A 17,442-nucleotide genomic window follows, 5' to 3' on the forward strand; every position below is an offset into this window, starting at 1 on the left:
TGCAGGCGGGCACCGGTATTGCTTCGCATGATGCTTCTCATCTCTCACGGCTCTTTCGCGAGAAGCTTGCTCAGATAGGAGACGATTTCGATACCGGCTTCGGCATCGAGGCCATCACGCTTGCCTGTCTCGCTGTCGATCCGCTGCGTCCCGAGCAGGAAACCCTGGACAATGAAAGAACCCGGGCGCAGGACCTCGAACAATTCGTGGACCGGCTGAGCAACCGTCTCGGCGCCGGACGCGTCATGCGGCTCGAACCCAGAGCAAGCCATATTCCCGAGCGCGCGGTTGCCGCCGTTCCGGCGTTGCGCGGTATCACCCCGGCCATGCGCGGCTGGACAGCACATGCAAAAGAGCACATGGCATCTGTGCTGGGTGGCAGTTTGCCCCGTCCCTTAAGGCTCTTGTCCTCGCCCGAGCCCGTGGATGTGATCGCGGAAGTGCCCGAAGGGCCGCCACGCGTTTTCCGCTGGCGGAGGATTGCCCATCAGATTGCCCGCGCCGAAGGGCCGGAGCGCATTGCTCCCGAGTGGTGGCGCGAGGGAAAGCACCGCACACGCGATTATTACCGCGTGGAAGATGTCGAAGGCCGGCGTTTCTGGCTTTATCGCGACGGACTCTATCACCGCGATAATGAAGGTCCGCGCTGGTATCTCCACGGGGTCTTCGAATGAATGCTTCTTTCGCGGAACTCGCCGTGGCCACCAATTTCAGTTTCCTGCGGGGCGCCTCCCATGCCGAGGAGCTGGTGCTTGCGGCAAAGGCGCAAGGTCTTGCGGCCATCGGTATTGCCGACCGAAATACGCTTGCGGGGGTTGTGCGCGCGCATGCCGCGGCGAAGGAAGATGGCATCCGTCTCCTTGTCGGCACGCGGCTGGTACTGCAAGACGGGTTCGAGGTCATTGCCTATCCACAGGATCGGGATGCCTATGGAAGGCTGACAAGGCTGCTCACGCTCGGCAACCGGCGAGCGCCGAAGGGGGAATGCTTTCTTGCGATGAGCGATCTTCTGGGACATGGAGAAGACCATTGCCTTATCGCCATGCCGTCTGCCGTTCCCGACCAAACCTTCGAAGCGAACCTGAAGCTGCTGGCGGAGAGATTTTCCAATTCGGTATGGCTCGGCCTTACGCCTCTTTATCGGGCCGACGACAAGCAGCGGCATCATGTGTTGATGCGAATGGCGCGGAAGGCAGGTGTACCGATCGTTGCGACCAACGATGTGCTCTATCACACGCCGGACAGGAAGCCGCTTCAGGATGTCGTTACCTGCATCCGCGAGCACTGCACGCTGAAAGAGGCAGGCTTCCGTCTGGCCGCGAATGCGGAACGGCATGTGAAATCGCCGGAAGAGATGACGCGACTCCTCGGACATGTGCCGGAAGCGCTTTCCGCCACACTCGATATCGTCGAACGTTGCTCCTTTTCTCTCGACGAGCTTCGTTATGAATATCCAGCCGACAATTTTTCCGAAAACGAAACGCCGCAGGAATTGCTTGTGCAGCTGACATGGGAAGGAGCGCGGAATTCTTTTCCGGAGGGTGTGAGCGGCAAGATCCGGGCGACCATCGATTACGAATTGAAACTCATAGAGGAAATGGCCTATGCGCCCTATTTCCTGACCGTTCACGATATCGTCCGCTATGCGCGCAGCCGGAACATTCTCTGTCAGGGTCGAGGTTCCGCCGCCAATTCCGTCGTCTGCTTCTGTCTCGGTATTACCTCGGTCAATCCGTCCGAAATCGATCTTCTGTTCGAGCGCTTCGTCTCGAAGGATCGTAATGAACCGCCGGATATCGACGTCGATTTCGAGCATGAGCGGCGCGAAGAGGTAATCCAGTACATCTATGAAAAATACGGACGTCATCGCGCGGGTATCGCCGCGACCGTTATTTCCTACCGTTCCCGCAGCGCCATTCGAGATGTGGGCAAGGTGTTCGGTCTGTCGGAAGACGTGATAAGCGCCTTGTCGCGTTCGACCTGGGGCTGGTCGATCGAGGGTGTTTCGCCAAAGGAAGCCCGTGAAATCGGTCTCGATCCGGAGAACCGGGAATTACGTCTTGCACTGAAGCTTGCGAGTGAGCTTATCGGATTCCCGCGTCATCTCTCGCAGCATGTCGGCGGCTTCGTTATTACACGGGGACCTCTCGAGGAGGTGGTGCCGATCCAGAATGCGGCGATGGACGACCGTACTTTTGTCGAATGGGACAAGGACGATCTCGACACGCTCGGCATTCTGAAGATCGATGTGCTGGCGCTCGGCATGCTTACCTGCATTCGCAAGGCTTTTGAGCTGATTGAGCAGCATTACAATCGGACGATGACGTTGGCCGGTGTGCCGCAGGATGACAAGGCGGTCTACGACATGCTTTGCGAAGCGGACGCCATCGGCGTATTCCAGGTGGAAAGCCGTGCGCAGATGTCGATGCTCCCACGACTGAAACCCCGGAATTTCTACGACCTCGTAGTCGAGGTGGCGATCGTTCGCCCCGGGCCCATACAGGGCGACATGGTGCATCCCTACTTGCGGAGACGAGACAAGAAGGAAGAGGTCACCTATCCGTCTCCTGTGCTGAAAGAAGTCCTCAGCAGAACATATGGCGTGCCGCTCTTCCAGGAGCAGGCGATGAAAATCGCCATCGTCGCGGCGGGCTTCACGCCCGGTGAGTCGGACCAGCTGCGCCGCGCCATGGCGACCTTCCGGAAGTCCGGCACAATCGGTATGTACCGCGAGAAGTTCATCGCCGGCATGCTCAGGAACGGATACGAACAGGATTTTGCCGAGCGCTGTTTCAAGCAAATTGAGGGCTTCGCCGATTACGGCTTTCCAGAAAGCCATGCTGCGAGCTTTGCGCGGCTTGCCTATGTTTCCGCCTGGCTCAAATATCATTACCCGGATGTCTTCTGCGCGGCGATCCTCAATTCCCAGCCGATGGGTTTTTATGCGCCGGCGCAACTCGTCCGAGATGCGCGGGAGTATGGCGTCGAGGTGCGGCCTGTCGATGTGAACCACAGCGACTGGGAGTGCACGCTCGAGAAGACGCCGGCGGGAAAATGTGCCGTCAGGCTTGGGTTGCGGCAGGTGAAGGGGGTGCAGGCGGCAACAGGCGAAGCAATTGAACGGGACCGCGGTCGAGGTTTCGATTCCGTGCGTCATTTCTGGCTTCGAACCGGTCTTGGACCGCGCATCGTCGAAAAACTTGCGGATGCGGATGCGTTCCGGTCGCTCGGTCTTGACCGCAGGGAGGCACTCTGGGCCGTGCGCGGTCTTGGCGGCTACGGCAATGGGCAGAATGGCACCATGCCCGCGCATCTGCCGCTTTTCGCTGCATTGGAGGAGGGAGGTTTCCAGGCCGAGAAAGAAGTGACGTTACCTGCGATGCCGATGGGCGAACATGTCGTGCTCGACTATGCGACGCTCCGGCTGTCGCTCAAGGCGCATCCGCTTTCGTTTCTTCGGCGGCGGTTCGCGGCACGAGGTGCGATATCTCACCGTGAATTGAAGGAGATAGAAGCGGGGCGGCGGGTCACGCTCGCGGGCCTTGTGCTGGTGCGGCAGAGACCGGGCACAGCCAGCGGCGTTATTTTCGCGACGCTCGAAGACGAAACCGGCATTGCCAATATCATCATCTGGCCGAAGCTCTATGAGAAACGGCGGCGCGTCGTTCTCACTTCACGGCTGATGCTTGTCAAGGGGCGCGTGCAGAAGGAAGGCATCGTCATCCATGTCGTTGCGGACGATCTCGAAGATTGTACGGATGAACTCGCGCATCTGTCTTCGGGTGTGGATTTCGGCGAGGCCATACTCTCCCCCTCAGATGGCGTGAAGCATGCGGGGCACGATCCACGCGATGGCAATCATACCCGGGAAGAGCAGAAGCGGATGCGTGCCGCTCGCTTCGTACCGAAAAGCCGCGATTTTCACTGAGAGTCAGGAACGTCTCAGAGCGATGAATTGTACCGCGCTGCCCGCGATTTCCGTTATGACGAACACCCAGAGAACCGGCGTCGCGCCTTCCGCTATCGAGTAGAGGATCAGAGCAGCGACGGCGAGACGCGCAATCGCGTCGATGCGCGCGAGTTCCGCGACGGGCTTCTTCAGCCGGGCGATTGCCCAGACCACGCCCAGCACGCCCATGATGTGTACGAACATCATCGCAAGCGGTCCCATCTCGAACATGATCGCCGGCGTGGCGAAACCAATTTCCCTGTCGATTCCGTAGATGAGCGCGATTACCGCTTCGGCGATGAAGGGAATGGCGAAGGGCGCCGTGACCGCCAGATCGCACCATGCCGTCCTCCGGACTGTTTTTTCCGACATTGCTCCATTTTCCCCATTTCCTGCGACATTCCGCCGGTAGATCGTAGGTCGGATATCGGCCGATTCTGTTAGTATTTGCCGCAAACAGCGTAATGAAAATAGTCCGGGCTGCCGGCGGAGGCGTTTTGAGCAAGCGTATGATCTGGATCAGCGGCAGTGCGGTCCTGGCCGTCCTGGCGATTGTCGGCATCTATTTCCTGTTCATTCAGGCTCCGTCTGTCGTTGTTGCCACGCCTCAACGGGGCCTTGCCGTAGAGGCCGTCTACGCTACCGGCACTGTGGAGCCCGTGCGCTATGCGCGGGTGGGCACAAAGATTTCGGGCCGCATTACCGATGTGCTCAAGCGCGAGGGCGATCCTGTCGCGGCTGGAGACATACTCGCGGTCATCGACGTGGGGGAGGATATTTCGCGGGTTCAGGAACTCGCGGCCCGCCTGAAGCTGGCGGATGCCGATCTCGATCGGGCGAGGACGTTGCGGCGGTCCGGAAATGTCAGCCAGGCCGCGCTCGATCAAGCGCTAAGCGCGCAGGCCGCTGCCGCGGCTGCCTTTCGGGGGGCCAAGGCGAGGCTCGACGATCACTTCATAACGGCTCCGATTGCGGGCGCTGTCCTTCGTTCCGAAAGCCAGGTCAAGGTCGGCGACATGGCACAGCCGGGCCAGGTCCTCTTCATGGTCGGCGACCAGGCGGAACTGCAGATCGAAGCCGAAGTCGACGAAGAGGATATTACCAAGGTCGCAGCTCAGCAGGAGGCGTTGATCCGCGCGGATGCCTTCCCGGGGCGCGCTCTCTCCGGCACGGTGGAACGCATCACGCCTTACGGCGATCCCGTGGGGCGGACCTACCGGGTCTATCTCTCGCTTCCCGACGATACGCCGCTGATTTCGGGGATGACGACGGAGATCAACATCGTCGTGCGGCGAGACGAGAATGCGCTGCTGGTGCCCGTTTCCTCGCTCTCCGGAACATCCGTGTGGACCATTTCCGAAGGCAGGGCGCGCCGTGCCGATGTCGAGCTTGGCGCCGTCGGGCAGGATGCCGCGGAAATTCTCTCCGGCCTTTCAGAAGATGCCATCGTGATCGCGAGCCCGCCGTCGGGACTTACCGAGGGCGAGCGTGTGCGGGCCGCGCCTTCCAAGCCCGCTTCATAGGTATTCTCCATGTTCTGGCAGGTCGCTCTCGGCATCGCGGCGGCGCAACTCACCCACAGGCGCCGGCAGACCATCGTTTCGACGATGGGTGTCGCGCTTGGCGTCGGCTTCTTCATTGCAACGTCGTCGGTGATGTCGGGCTCCGAGAAGGATCTGACGCGACGGCTGGTCGACAATGCGCCGCATATCACGATCAAGGATGAATTCCGGACGGCGGCGAAACAGCCCGTCTACCTGGCGTATCCGGATGCGACCGTCAAACTCACCAACACCAAACCGCGCGAGTATCTGCGCGGCATCAAGAACTACGGCGCCATCGTCGAGGAGCTCTCGCAGCAGCCGGGGGTGATTGCCGAGGCGGCGCTGACGGGGCAAGCCATCGTGCGTTATGCGAGCAAGGATGTCGGTGCCTCCATCGCCGGTATCGACCCGGAGAAGGAACGTCATCTGACAACGGTCGAGCGCGACATGCGGGAAGGCAGTCTGATGCGTCTCAAGACCGCGTCGCAAGGCATCGTCATCGGCCGGGGCATGTCGGTCCGGCTCGGGCTCGGAATGGAAGACCTCGCGACCGTCGTTTCTCCGACGGGGCTCGTCAGGCGCATGAAAGTGGTCGGCATCTTCAGCACAGGCAACCTGCTGCTCGACGAGGGGCAGGTCTACATGCTCGTCAAGGATGCGCAGGTTCTGCTCGACAAGCCTTTCATCGCCAACCGCATCCGCATCAAGATTGCCGACCCGGACGATGCGGAGGTTTTTGCGTCGCGGATCGAAAGCCGGTGGGGATATCGCTCGGAATCATGGCAGGAGGTCAACCGCGATTTTCTCGGTCTCTTCGCCATCCGAAACACAATCACCTATTCGATCGTGGGCGCGATCATGATCGTCGCCTCGTTCGGCATCTTCAACATCATCTCGACCACCGTGATGGAGAAGCGGCGGGATATCGCCATTCTGATGTCGATGGGGTTTCGCGCATTCGACATTCAGACGATCTTCCTTGTGCAGGGCGTGTTCATAGGCCTGATCGGCATGCTGCTCGGCTGGGGAATAGGGCTTGTGCTGCTGCAGATGCTGGCGTCCGTCGAGTTCACCATTCCCGGTATGTCGGAAAAGCAGGGTATCGTGCTCGACAGGGGCTTTTTCCAGTTTGCGCTGGGCGGTTTCTTTTCGGTCGTTTCGGCCGTCGGTGCCGCCTGGTATCCGGCGCGGAAGGCGGCGCAGGTGAGGCCCGTCGATATCATCCGGGGGGCGACATGAGCGATCCGGCGCCTCTCCTCGAAGCCCGTGGCGTGACGCGCATCCTGCAGGAGGCGGTACCGGTCACACTAGTTCGCGATATCGACCTGACGATCGGGCAGGGGGAGTTCGTCAGCGTTACCGGGCCGTCCGGTTCCGGCAAGTCGTCTCTTCTCTATCTGCTCGGCCTTCTCGACCTGCCGACGGCGGGGCAGATATTTATCGACGGGATTGAAACAACCGGGCTTTCCGCGAACGAACTGGCAGCGATCCGGCTGAGCAGGATCGGGTTCGTCTTCCAGTTTCATTTTCTGCTGCCGGAATTCTCCGTTCTTCACAATGTGTTGCTGCCCATGCAAAGGCTCGGCGTGCTTAGCGATGCGGAGATGATGGAGCGGGGCCATGCGCTGCTCGAGGAGCTGGATATCGCCGATCAGGCGAAGAAGCGGCCGGACCAGCTTTCGGGCGGACAGCGGCAGCGCGTTGCCGTTGCGCGGGCGCTGGCGAACGATCCGGCGCTCATTCTCGCGGATGAACCGACCGGCAATCTCGACAGCAAAAACAGCGAAATCGTTCAGGAAATCTTCGCAAAACTGGTGCGGGACGAGGGGCGGACGGTGATTGCCGTTACGCATGAGGTGGGGTTCGCGGCGGCGACGGCGCGCAATGTTCATCTGATCGATGGACGGATCGACAGCGATACGCGGCGTTAGCGGGAAAGCTCGCGCATGGCGTGATCGAGGCCTTCCAGCGTCAGCGGGAACATGCGTTCGCCCATGATTTGCTTGATGATTTGAAGCGAGGGCGTGTATTCCCAGTGCCGTTCGGGGATCGGATTGATCCAGATGGCGCTTTCGTAGATCTGGTTGACGCGCTCGAGCCAGATGCCGCCGGGCTCCTCGTTCCAATGCTCGACGGAGCCGCCGGCATAGGTGATTTCGTAGGGGGACATGGTGGCGTCGCCGACGAAAATCACTTTGTAATCAGAGGGATACTTGTGGAGGACGTCCCAGGTCGACATTTTTTCGGCGTGGCGGCGGCGGTTGTCCTTCCAGACGCCTTCATAGAGGCAGTTGTGGAAGTAGAAATATTCGAGGTTCTTGAATTCGCTGCGCGCGGCAGAGAAGAGTTCCTCGCATAGCTTGATGTGGCTGTCCATCGAGCCGCCGATATCGAAGAAAATCAGCACGTTGATCTTGTTGCGGCGCTCCGGGCGCATAATCAGGTCGAGATAACCTTGATGTGCGGTCGCCTTGATTGTGCCGTCGAGATCGAGTTCTGTCGGCGCGCCCTCGCGCGCGAAGCGGCGGAGGCGCCGGAGCGCCACCTTGATGTTGCGCGTGCCGAGCTCGACCTGGTCGTCGAGGTTCTTGTATTCGCGCTTGTCCCAGACCTTCACGGCCTTGCCGTGACGGCCTTCCTTCTGGCCGATGCGGACGCCTTCCGGGTTGTAACCATTTGCACCGAAAGGAGAAGTTCCGCCGGTGCCGATCCACTTGTTGCCGCCTTCGTGGCGTTCCTTCTGTTCCTCCAGACGCTTCTGGAGTTCTTCCATGATCTTTTCCCAACCGCCGAGGGCTTCGATCTGTGCCTTCTCTTCCTCGGTGAGAAATTTCTCGGTGAGGGCGCGGAGCCATTCTTCGGGGATGTTGGCGATCTCGCCATCGCCGACCTGCTCCAAGCCCTTGAAAACATGACCGAAAACGATGTCGAACTTGTCGAGGTTGCGCTCGTCCTTGACCAGCGCGGCGCGGGACAGGAAGTAGAAATCCTCGACCTTGCGCTCGATGATGTCGGAATCCATGGCCTCCAGCAGCGTCAGGTATTCGCGGAGCGAGACGGGGACGTTGGCCTTTTTCAGTTCATGGAAGAAGTGGACGAACATGAGCATTTCCGCGGGTTTAATGGCTTGTTGGCGGCAGTCTAGGGCTTATGGACGGCGGATTGAAGGTCCATTTGCGGGGGGCTTCCGGGCGGCTTTGAACAGGCCGTTTTGCGAGCGGAATGAATTTATCCCGCAAGGGGCAGTTTTGTCAGCCGGGGCGGGCGGTTAGGGCGGGGTGTGGGAGCGGTTTGCGAGCGACTGTCACGGGACTGTTATCGAACTGTCATAAACAGTTGAATCGCATGATCTGTATACGGATCAATTCGAGTTATCCCCGGGGCGGGCAGGCGGAACGCGAAGACGGGCGGGTGGGGATAAATAAATTTTTGCGCGGGGAGGTGGAAAGTTGTGCCCGTGCCTTTTTGCGTGGATGAGGGGATATCCGTACCGGGTGTTGCGCCGCGACCCCGCCCCAAACGGTCTTCGACCGTTTGATTGGCCCTGCGCTTGCGCTTCGGGCGTTCGGGTCTCGAAAAGGTCCGCTGGACCTTTTCGCTTGCTGCGCAAGCCGTCCCTCACCCCCCAAGGGGAGGGTGGGGAGAGACTTTTTTCCCGGTGCCGCTCTGCGCGACCTCAACGTGGATTGGATCCCGGCTTTCGCCGGGATGACACCTTTTTTTGGACATGAAAAAGCCCGCGCGGGGAGGCGCGGGCTTTGTGTCGTGAAGAAGAGTCTATTCCTGACGCCGCTTTGCGGCTTCTGGATTGCTTCGCTCTGCTCGCAATGACGAAGGAGAGAGGCTAGTTCCGCTCGCGGCGGGCGAGGAAGGCGAGGCGTTCGAAGAGGTGGACGTCCTGCTCGTTCTTGAGGAGGGCGCCGTGGAGGGGCGGGATGAGTTTGGTGGGGTCTTTTTCGCGGAGCGTTTCCGGCGAGATGTCTTCCGAGAGGAGGAGCTTCAGCCAGTCGAGAAGTTCCGACGTCGAGGGCTTCTTCTTCAGGCCGGGGACTTCGCGGATCTCGTAGAAGATCGAGAGGGCTTCCTGCACGAGCTTGCCCTTCAGGCCCGGGAAGTGGACGTCGATGATGGCGCGCATCGTGTCTTCGTCGGGGAACTTGATGTAGTGGAAGAAACAGCGGCGCAGGAAGGCGTCCGGCAGTTCCTTTTCGTTGTTGGACGTGATGATGACGATGGGGCGGATTTCGGCCTTGATGGTTTCGTTCGTCTCGTAGACGTAGAACTCCATGCGGTCGAGTTCCTGCAGCAAGTCGTTCGGAAACTCGATGTCGGCCTTGTCGATCTCGTCGATGAGGAGGACGGGGCGCTTCTGGCGTTCGAAGGCTTCCCAGAGCTTGCCCTTGGAAATGTAGTTGCGGATGTCCTTGACGCGCTCGTCGCCGAGCTGGCTGTCGCGCAGGCGCGAGACGGCGTCATATTCATAAAGGCCCTGATGCGCCTTGGTGGTCGACTTGATGTGCCAGGTGATGAGTTCGGCGTCGATCGCCTTCGCCACTTCCTCGGCCAGCACGGTCTTGCCGGTGCCGGGCTCGCCCTTGATGAGGAGCGGACGCTGCAGCGTGATGGCCGCATTCACGGCCACGCGCAGGTCTTCCGTGGCGATGTAATTCTGTGTTCCCTCGAACTTCATGGATATGGACTTTCCCCTGGACGCGGGAACAGACGCTTGACGCGCAGGCCGCCGCTTACCGAATTGCGAAACGGGTGTGAAACTAATGGGTCACCCTAGCGGGTTCAAGGAAAACGCCTGTTCGCCCGGAGAGCGCCGCGCCACCGGATTTGAAGAGGAGGACCGGGCCCTCGAGGCTGCCGTTGCGGCAATTTTTGCCGGGCAAAGGGCAGCGGATACCCGGCCGGGCGATGGTTTATACATTCTAACTCATTGAAATATATGAATAAAACTCGTGGCCCACTCCTTGCTCCCAAGGAGCCAGCACGTGTCCCGCCAGCGCCTTGCCGGGACCTACCGCATGGAGACAGGACCATGAGTTTCTTTGGATCGATGACCACCGCCATCACCGGCATCCGCGCCCAGTCGAGCGCGCTGGGTCATATCTCGGACAATATCGCGAACTCGCAGACCGTCGGGTTCAAGCGGACGGACACAAGTTTCCAGGACATCGTGACCGCCTCCACGAGCCGCAACCATCTGCCGGGCGCGGTGCTGGCCGCCCCCTCGTTCACCAATTCGGTGCAGGGCTCCATCGACGCCTCGGAAGTGCCGACGCATATGGCGATCAACGGCGAAGGTTTCTTCATCGTCTCCGCGCGGGTCGCGACCGTGGACGGCAACCCCGTCTTCGACAACGTGAACTACTACACGCGGCGCGGCGACTTCACGATGGACAAGTACGGCTATCTCGTGAATGGCGGCGGCTACACGCTGCAGGGCCTCCAGATCGATCCGGTGACGGGCAATCCGGTGGGCGACGTGCCGGGCCGCATCCAGATCAACCGCGACTTCCTGGCGGCGCGCACGACCACGACGATTTCCTACAAGGCCAACCTGCCGGCCTGGCCGAAGACCAACAATGCCGATCCGGATATCGCCAACAGCGAACTTCTGACGGTGGGCCGCTTCACGCCGGCGCTGGCCGACCTGAGCGTCATTTCGGCGGCCAATGAAGACATCTTCCTCGACAACTCGCTGTCGGGCGGCGCGGTGACGGGTTACGACGCGCTGGGCGCGCCGGCCAACGTCCAGTTCCGCTGGGCGAAGGTCGACAATGCGGATGGCGGCGGCGACACTTGGAACCTGTTCTACAAGACCGACGACAGCGCGACGGGCGCCGCCGACAAATGGGTGAATGTGGGGCAGGACTATGCGTTCGATGCCCAGGGCCGTCTGACGCCCGCCGTCGACTCGACCACCATCACGGGCCTCACCGTCAACGGCGTCGCACTCGGAAACGTGACGCTCGACCACGGTGCCTCCAACATCACGCAGTTCGAGGACAATAACGGCACGGTAAAGACCACCGCGCTCGACCAGAACGGCTACCCGTCCGGCGAACTCGTCGCCATCGCGGTTTCGGAGAACGGCCGCGTTACCGGCACCTATTCGAACGGCAAGACGGTGGACATCGCACAGGTATCGCTCGCGACATTCAACGCGGCCGACAAGCTGAAGAAGCTCGACGGCACCGCCTTCGCGGCGACGCAGGAATCGGGCGAGCCGATGCTCGGCGCGGGCGGCGACATCATCGCCTCGGCGCGCGAAGCTTCGAACGTCGACATCGCGGACGAGTTCTCCAAGCTGATCGTGACGCAGCAGGCCTATACGGCGGGCACGCGCATCGTGACGACGGCGGACGAACTGATCCGCGAAACGCTGAACATGAAGCGCTGATAAAGGCCGCGGCGGGCGCTCCTCCTCGGGGCGTCCGGCGCGGACCGATCGTCGTCAAGGTATCCAGCCGAAGGTCTACAGATGAGTCTTTCCTCCGCACTCGGCGCCGCAATGAGCGGGTTGAATGTCTCCCAGTCCGGGATCGACATCACCTCGCGCAACATCGCCAATGTCGGCACGGCGGGCTACACCCGCAAGGTGCAGAACCAGGTGAACGCGCTTGCCGGCGGCGAGGGCATCGGCGTGCGGCGCGAGGCGGCGCAGCGCCAGATCGACGAATTCCTGCAGCAGCAGCTTCGCACGGCCTCGGCCGGCTCCGCCTTCGCCAATGTAAAGGCGAATATGCTCGGCCGGGTGGACAGCATGTTCGGCACGCCGGATTCGAACTCCTCCATCGCGGGTTCCATCGGCGCGCTGGCGACCATGTTGCAGGAGCTGGCGGGCAACCCGGAATCGGCCGCCGCGCGGCAATCGCTGCTGAACGAGGCGGGCAATCTCGCCGCGAAGCTGAACAACATGTCCAGCACCGTTCAGGACATGCGGCTCGAAGCGGAGCGGAACATCGCTTCCGCCGTCGAGAGCGCGAACGCGCTGCTCAAGACCATTGCATCCGTCAACAGCCAGATCGCGCAGCGCCAGGCCGGCAATCTTTCGACCGGCGACCTGCAGGACAAGCGGGACATGGCCATCGACGAGCTGTCGAGGCTGATGGATGTGAAGGTCGTCAACCGCGACGACGGCACAGTGACCATCTTCACCTCGGGCGGCCAGTTGCTGCTCGACCGGACGCCGGTGGAACTGCGGTTCGACGAGCGCACGCAGCTCGACGCAACCTCCACCTACGAGAATGGTGGCGTCGGCACGATCTCGCTCATTTCGGGCTCGAACAGCATCGATCTCATCGCGGCAGGCGCGATCCGCTCCGGCGCCATCGCGGGCTATCTCGAACTGCGCGACGACATATTGCCGAAAGCGCAGGCGCAGCTCGACGAACTGGCAGCGCAGCTTGCGTTGGCGCTGTCGGAGGAGACGGTCGCGAGCACGGCCGCCACGGACGGCGCGGCGACGGGCTTCGAGATCGATACGGCCTCGATGATGGCCGGCAACACGATCAGCCTGAGCTATACGGTCGGCGGTGTGACGCAGAACGTCACCATCGTACGCGTGGACGATCCCTCGGCGCTGCCGCTGTCGAACGGTTTCACGGCGAACCCGAACGACCTCGTGGTCGGCATCGACTTCAACCAGCCGATGGCGGGCATCATCGCCGACCTGCAGGCGGCGCTGCCGGCGGATGTCGTGGTGTCGAACCCGGCCGGCACGACGATCCGCTTTCTCGACGACGGCGTAGCGGGCAACAGCGACATCAATTCGGTGAGCGCGACGGTGACGCCGGCGGGGCTGAGCGACGGGACGACGGGGCTCGCGCTTTTCGTCGACGGCTCGACGGGCAAGATCTTCTCCAACGAACCGGGACAGAAGGCGGGTTTCGCCAGCCGCATCCAGGTGAACCAGGCCGTGATCGCGGACGACATGCTTCTGGTCGGTTTCGACACCGACACGCAGGTGGGCGACGCGACGCGCCCGCTCGACCTGCTGGCGCGGCTGACATCGAACAGCCGGGCCTATTCGCCGGAGACGGGGATCGGCGGATCGTCCAACCCCTATAACGGATCGGTGGACGGCTTCGCGCGGCGGCTGGTCTCGTTCCAGTCGGCACAGGCGGCGAACGCGACCCGCGACGCGGAGGCGCAGCAGGTCGTGGCGTCGTCGCTGCAGGACCGCTTCGACGCGCAGACGGGCGTCAACATCGACGACGAATTGTCCAATCTATTGCTGCTGCAGAACGCCTATTCGGCCAATGCACGCGTCATCACCACCATCAAGCAACTCTTCGATGTGCTTATGAGCATCGGCAGGTAAGATCATGCAGGTTTCCACGCTCTCCCAATCTCTCGCGCTGCGCCAGTCGATCAACGACATGCGGGCGCAGTTCGACGATCTGCAGCGGCAGCTCTCGACCGGGCTCAAGACGGACAGCTATGCCAAGCTGGGCACCGACCGGAACCTGGTGCTGTCGCTGTCGCATCAGCTCGGGCAGATCACGGCTTACACGAACACGATCTCGAAGACGCAGATGCGGATCGAGGTGATGTCGGATGCGCTGACGCGGGTGAACACGATCGCGAGCGAAGCGAAGACGGCGATGCTGACCTCCGGCTTCGAGCTGGTGAACGGCAAGCAGACGAGCGCGCAGATTTCGGCGGGGATGCAGTTCGACGAACTGGTGAACCTGCTGAACCTCGAGGTCGAGGACCGCTATCTGTTCGGCGGCAAGGACACGCAGACGCGGCCGGTGGCGCTGCCCGACAAAATTCTCAATGGCAGCGGCAACCAGGCGGGGCTCAAGCAGTTCATCGACGAGCGGGCGCAGGCCGACATGGGCGCCGACGGGCGCGGGCGGCTGACGCTCGGCACGGCGGGGACGACGGTGACGCTGGCGGAGGATGCGGCGCCGAGCGTGTTCGGCTTCAAGCTGGAAGGCGCGACCTCGACGCTGAGCAATGCGACCGTGACGGGACCGGCGGGTTCGCCCGCGGCGCTCGACGTGGAATTCACCGGGCTGCCGGCGGCGGGGGAGCAGATCGCGATCGAGATGCGCCTGCCGGACGGCACGACGACCACGGTGACGCTGAAGGCGACGACGAACAATCCGCCGGCGGCGGGCGAATTCACCATCGGCGCGGACACGGCGACGACATCCGCCAATTTCCAGGCGGCGCTCGACACGGCGGTGCAGAAGGAAGCGAAGGTAACGCTGAAGGCGGCGTCGGCGGTGGAAGCGTCCAACAATTTCTTCGACTATGCCGCGGGCGGCGCGCCGCAGCGCGTGGACGGGCCGCCTTTCGCCTCGGCGACGGGCCTGCGCGACGCGACCGAGGCGGACACCGTGTTCTGGTACAAGGGCGACCTTGCCGGCACGCCGGGCAACAACATGGTTGCGCAGATCGACAGCGGGCGGCAGGTGAACTACGGCGCGCGCGCCGACCAGGCGGCGATCCGCGATACGCTGAAGATGTCGGCGCTGCTCTCGGCGGTCGAATATTCGGACGCGGACGATCTCGACCAGCGGGCTTCCTACAACGCGTTGTCGAGCCGGGTGGGCGCCACGCTCAGCTTCAAGGGCGTGCAGTCGGTGGAGAGCATCGTGACGGGGCTCGGGCTTGCATCGGCGACGCTCGCCGGCACGCAGGCGCGGCACGACCAGACGATGGCGACCGCAAACGTGCTGCTGGGCGACATCCAGAACGCGGATCCCTATGAGGTCGGCGTGAAGCTGACGACGCTGCAGACGCAGCTCCAGGCGAGCTACCAGGTGACGGCGATGCTGTCGCAGATGTCGCTGGTGAATTACCTGTAGGCTGCCGGGAGGCAAAAAAAGGGCCCGCGGTTGCGGGCCTTTTTTATTGCGGGAGGGCAGGCGTACGGTCAGGCGCGGCTATAGAGGCCGGCGGCGATTTCGCGGTTGATCATGATGAGGGTGTCGAGGAGCTGCGGCGCGGGCTCGTGGCTCGCTTCGATTTCGCTGGTGCGCTTGAAGATGAAGATGGCGAGGTTGGCTATGTTCTGCTTGATCTCGCGGGGAAGCGGGTGTTCGGCCTCCGCGGCCGAGGCGGCGAAGACGGTCCAGATGCGGCGGTTGTAGAGAAGCGCATCGCGCAGGGTCGACGCCTTTTCGTTGGACCAGTTGTCGCGGATGCGCTGCAACTGGCCGGCGGCGCGCGTCAGGATGGTCGCTTCGAACTCACGCGGGTCCGTGATCGCCATACGCGATGCACTGGCATACGCGTCATGAGGTTTTGACATTCTCCAGCAGCCCCCGTTCGTACTCGATCAACTTCCGAGCTTCCTTGAGAGCTTTATACATTTCGCCGGTTAAGATTTTACTGTTGACCGCGTCGATATAGGGCGCGGTGGAGGGGGCGGCCTCGATCACGTCCCCGACGATCTGGAAATAGAGATCGTGGTGGGGACGGGGGTCGGGCGCGAGATACATCATCTGGACCAGCAGATAGAGGCGCTTGCAGGGCGTGTCGGCATCGGCCGCGCGGAGGATGTCCTTTTCGCGCAGGATCGGCGTCTCGCCCTCGATGAAGAGGCGGGTGCGCTGGTCGTCGTTGGTGATGACGCTGTCGCCGAGGATGAAGCGTTCGCCGGGCTTGAGTTCGACTTTGAGGGCCATTGCGGGGGCGTCCTGACGGGTAACTCGGATGAGGTTGGCGGCAGTCTAGCCTGAATCGGCCCGGCACATAAAGAAACGGCGGGGACTTTGGGTCCCCGCCGCGGTTTTCGTCGGCCGATCCGCGCGAGCGCGGGCCGGTATTAGCGCAGGAGCGAGAGAACGCTCTGTTCGGCCTGTGTCGCGAGCGACATCGAGGTCTGGGCGAGCGACTGGCGGGTCTGCAGAGCGAGCAGGTTCGCCGCTTCCTCGTTCGTGTCGGCCAGCGTCAGGTTGCCGGCACCCGTCTCGAGAACCGAAATCATCTTCGAGGTGAAGTCCTGGCGGTTCTGCACGACCGAGAGGTTCGCACCGAACGTGGACGCCTGGGCACGGAGGGTCGCCGTGGCGGAATTCAGGCCCGAAACGGCTGCCTCGATCTTGGCGTTGGTCGAGAAATCGGCCGCGTCGATCTCGAGATCGTCGGAGACCGTCATCTTGACACCGACGATGTCGAGCGAGGACGTGCTGCCTTCGTTGAAGTTCACCTTCAGCGTATCGCCCTTGAGCAGGTTGATGCCGTTGAAGGAGGCGTCGTTGGCGAGCTGATCGATCTGATCACGCAGGCCGTTGAAGTCCGTGACGTAGGTTTCGCGGGCTTCGGTTTGCGTCTTGCCGTTGTCGGACGTGAGCGTCGCGCCGAACAGGGTCGCCGCGTCCGTGCCGGCGATCGTGATGTCTTCGCCGCTGGCGGCCTTGAAGACGATGCCGTCACCGGAAACTTCCGCCGTTACGCCCGTGAGGCTCGAGTTGATGTCGCTGACCAGGGCGCCCATCGAGGCATAGTTCTGGTTGAGCGTGACAGTCTGAGCCGAGCCGGTGCCGACTGCGACCGTGAAGGTGGCGCTGGCGCCCGAAGCCGAATAATCGGTCGAGGCGCTGGGCTTGGTCAACGTCGTCAGCATGGTCGTGGTGGCTTTGGCCTGGAGAGCCTGGTTCGCAACCGACTTCGCCTGGTCGACGAGCTTCTGGATCGACTTGATGCCTTCGTCGGCGGCCTTCAGCGTCTGCACACCGAGGCTCATCGAGTCCTGCAGGGCGCTCAGGTCGTTTGCGCGGGCATTGAGGCCAGCGGCGGTGAAGAAAGACTGCGGATTGTCGAGGGCGCTCGAAACCTTCAGGCCGGAGGCGAGGCGGTTCTGCGTCTGCGCCATCATCTTTGCGGTGCTCTGGAGGGTTTCCAGGTTGGTCCGCACGGCGCTGTTAATGGTGATATCACCCATTGTAGTAGTCCTTTCCTAGGAACTGTCTTGACCGGCTC

General features: G+C 61.9%; 13 protein-coding genes and 1 pseudogene. 8 read left to right on the plus strand and 6 right to left on the minus strand.

Annotated features, from left to right (window positions below; genetic code table 11):
- Both Q8S60_RS07430 and Q8S60_RS07435 read left to right on the plus strand, forming a co-directional pair.
- Positions 1 to 674, plus strand: a pseudogene (locus Q8S60_RS07430) (DNA polymerase Y family protein); the annotation flags it as partial.
- The gene (locus Q8S60_RS07435; protein ID WP_305276594.1) at positions 671 to 3,928 is read left to right on the plus strand and encodes an error-prone DNA polymerase; all 3,258 of its coding nucleotides are present in this window, start codon (positions 671 to 673) and stop codon (positions 3,926 to 3,928) included. The pseudogene Q8S60_RS07430 and the gene Q8S60_RS07435, both read left to right, overlap by 4 nt.
- Before the next feature lie 3 nt (positions 3,929 to 3,931).
- Here Q8S60_RS07435 and Q8S60_RS07440 read toward each other — a convergent pair whose 3' ends face one another.
- The gene (locus Q8S60_RS07440) at positions 3,932 to 4,321 is read right to left on the minus strand and encodes a hypothetical protein (protein WP_305276595.1); all 390 of its coding nucleotides are present in this window, start codon (positions 4,319 to 4,321) and stop codon (positions 3,932 to 3,934) included.
- Between the two features lie 125 nt (positions 4,322 to 4,446).
- Here Q8S60_RS07440 and Q8S60_RS07445 point away from each other — a divergent pair, with 125 nt between their 5' ends.
- From Q8S60_RS07445 to Q8S60_RS07455, 3 genes are read left to right on the plus strand one after another with little or no spacing between them, the layout of a single operon-like run.
- Positions 4,447 to 5,472, plus strand: a complete 1,026-nt coding sequence (locus tag Q8S60_RS07445; protein ID WP_305276596.1) for an efflux RND transporter periplasmic adaptor subunit — start codon at positions 4,447 to 4,449, stop codon at positions 5,470 to 5,472.
- Between the two features lie 9 nt (positions 5,473 to 5,481).
- A complete protein-coding gene (locus Q8S60_RS07450) occupies positions 5,482 to 6,732 on the plus strand; it encodes an ABC transporter permease (RefSeq protein ID WP_305276597.1) in 1,251 nt (416 codons plus the stop codon).
- Positions 6,729 to 7,424 carry an ABC transporter ATP-binding protein gene (locus Q8S60_RS07455; protein WP_305276598.1) on the plus strand — a complete coding sequence of 232 codons (696 nt, stop codon included), beginning with the start codon at positions 6,729 to 6,731 and terminating at the stop codon, positions 7,422 to 7,424. The genes Q8S60_RS07450 and Q8S60_RS07455 overlap by 4 nt, the downstream gene beginning before the upstream one ends.
- Here Q8S60_RS07455 and Q8S60_RS07460 read toward each other — a convergent pair.
- Both Q8S60_RS07460 and Q8S60_RS07465 read right to left on the minus strand, forming a co-directional pair.
- Complete coding sequence (locus Q8S60_RS07460) at positions 7,421 to 8,596, minus strand: VWA domain-containing protein (RefSeq protein WP_305276599.1); 1,176 nt, start codon at positions 8,594 to 8,596, stop codon at positions 7,421 to 7,423. The genes Q8S60_RS07455 and Q8S60_RS07460 overlap by 4 nt on opposite strands.
- A 741-nt stretch (positions 8,597 to 9,337) precedes the next feature.
- Entirely contained in the window at positions 9,338 to 10,183 is an 846-nt protein-coding gene (locus tag Q8S60_RS07465) for a MoxR family ATPase (RefSeq protein ID WP_305276600.1), read from the minus strand.
- A 354-nt stretch (positions 10,184 to 10,537) separates the two neighbouring features.
- Here Q8S60_RS07465 and Q8S60_RS07470 point away from each other — a divergent pair, with 354 nt between their 5' ends.
- From Q8S60_RS07470 to Q8S60_RS07480, 3 genes are all read left to right on the plus strand, one after another.
- Entirely contained in the window at positions 10,538 to 11,902 is a 1,365-nt protein-coding gene (locus Q8S60_RS07470) for a flagellar hook protein FlgE (RefSeq protein WP_305276601.1), read from the plus strand.
- Between the two features lie 81 nt (positions 11,903 to 11,983).
- Positions 11,984 to 13,825, plus strand: a complete 1,842-nt coding sequence (gene flgK / locus Q8S60_RS07475) for a flagellar hook-associated protein FlgK (RefSeq protein WP_305276602.1) — start codon at positions 11,984 to 11,986, stop codon at positions 13,823 to 13,825.
- A gap of 4 nt (positions 13,826 to 13,829) precedes the next feature.
- On the plus strand, positions 13,830 to 15,323 hold the full coding sequence (locus Q8S60_RS07480; protein ID WP_305276603.1) for a flagellin: 1,494 nt from the start codon (positions 13,830 to 13,832) through the stop codon (positions 15,321 to 15,323).
- Between the two features lie 68 nt (positions 15,324 to 15,391).
- Here Q8S60_RS07480 and flaF read toward each other — a convergent pair whose 3' ends face one another.
- The 3 genes from flaF to Q8S60_RS07495 form a co-directional block, all read right to left on the minus strand.
- Positions 15,392 to 15,769, minus strand: a complete 378-nt coding sequence (flaF, locus tag Q8S60_RS07485; protein WP_305668464.1) for a flagellar biosynthesis regulator FlaF — start codon at positions 15,767 to 15,769, stop codon at positions 15,392 to 15,394.
- The gene (flbT, locus tag Q8S60_RS07490) at positions 15,753 to 16,145 is read right to left on the minus strand and encodes a flagellar biosynthesis repressor FlbT (RefSeq protein WP_305276605.1); all 393 of its coding nucleotides are present in this window, start codon (positions 16,143 to 16,145) and stop codon (positions 15,753 to 15,755) included. The genes flaF and flbT overlap by 17 nt, the downstream gene beginning before the upstream one ends.
- 140 nt (positions 16,146 to 16,285) lie before the next feature.
- On the minus strand, positions 16,286 to 17,404 hold the full coding sequence (locus Q8S60_RS07495) for a flagellin (RefSeq protein WP_305276606.1): 1,119 nt from the start codon (positions 17,402 to 17,404) through the stop codon (positions 16,286 to 16,288).
- Positions 17,405 to 17,442: the final 38 nt, after the last annotated feature.

This window comes from Parvibaculum sp., from assembly GCF_030694575.1.
Lineage (GTDB): Bacteria > Pseudomonadota > Alphaproteobacteria > Parvibaculales > Parvibaculaceae > Parvibaculum.

Bases quoted from the DNA above. Each gene is read 5' to 3' on its own strand.
- flbT (WP_305276605.1), bottom strand. From the start codon at position 16,145: ATGGCCCTCAAAGTCGAACTCAAGCCCGGCGAACGCTTCATCCTCGGC.
- Q8S60_RS07465 (WP_305276600.1), bottom strand. From the start codon at position 10,183: ATGAAGTTCGAGGGAACACAGAATTACATCGCCACGGAAGACCTGCGC.
- Q8S60_RS07470 (WP_305276601.1), top strand. From the start codon at position 10,538: ATGAGTTTCTTTGGATCGATGACCACCGCCATCACCGGCATCCGCGCC.
- Q8S60_RS07480 (WP_305276603.1), top strand. From the start codon at position 13,830: ATGCAGGTTTCCACGCTCTCCCAATCTCTCGCGCTGCGCCAGTCGATC.
- Q8S60_RS07455 (WP_305276598.1), top strand. From the start codon at position 6,729: ATGAGCGATCCGGCGCCTCTCCTCGAAGCCCGTGGCGTGACGCGCATC.
- Q8S60_RS07495 (WP_305276606.1), bottom strand. From the start codon at position 17,404: ATGGGTGATATCACCATTAACAGCGCCGTGCGGACCAACCTGGAAACC.
- Q8S60_RS07440 (WP_305276595.1), bottom strand. From the start codon at position 4,321: ATGTCGGAAAAAACAGTCCGGAGGACGGCATGGTGCGATCTGGCGGTC.
- Q8S60_RS07460 (WP_305276599.1), bottom strand. From the start codon at position 8,596: ATGTTCGTCCACTTCTTCCATGAACTGAAAAAGGCCAACGTCCCCGTC.
- Q8S60_RS07450 (WP_305276597.1), top strand. From the start codon at position 5,482: ATGTTCTGGCAGGTCGCTCTCGGCATCGCGGCGGCGCAACTCACCCAC.
- flaF (WP_305668464.1), bottom strand. From the start codon at position 15,769: ATGTCAAAACCTCATGACGCGTATGCCAGTGCATCGCGTATGGCGATC.
- Q8S60_RS07435 (WP_305276594.1), top strand. From the start codon at position 671: ATGAATGCTTCTTTCGCGGAACTCGCCGTGGCCACCAATTTCAGTTTC.
- flgK (WP_305276602.1), top strand. From the start codon at position 11,984: ATGAGTCTTTCCTCCGCACTCGGCGCCGCAATGAGCGGGTTGAATGTC.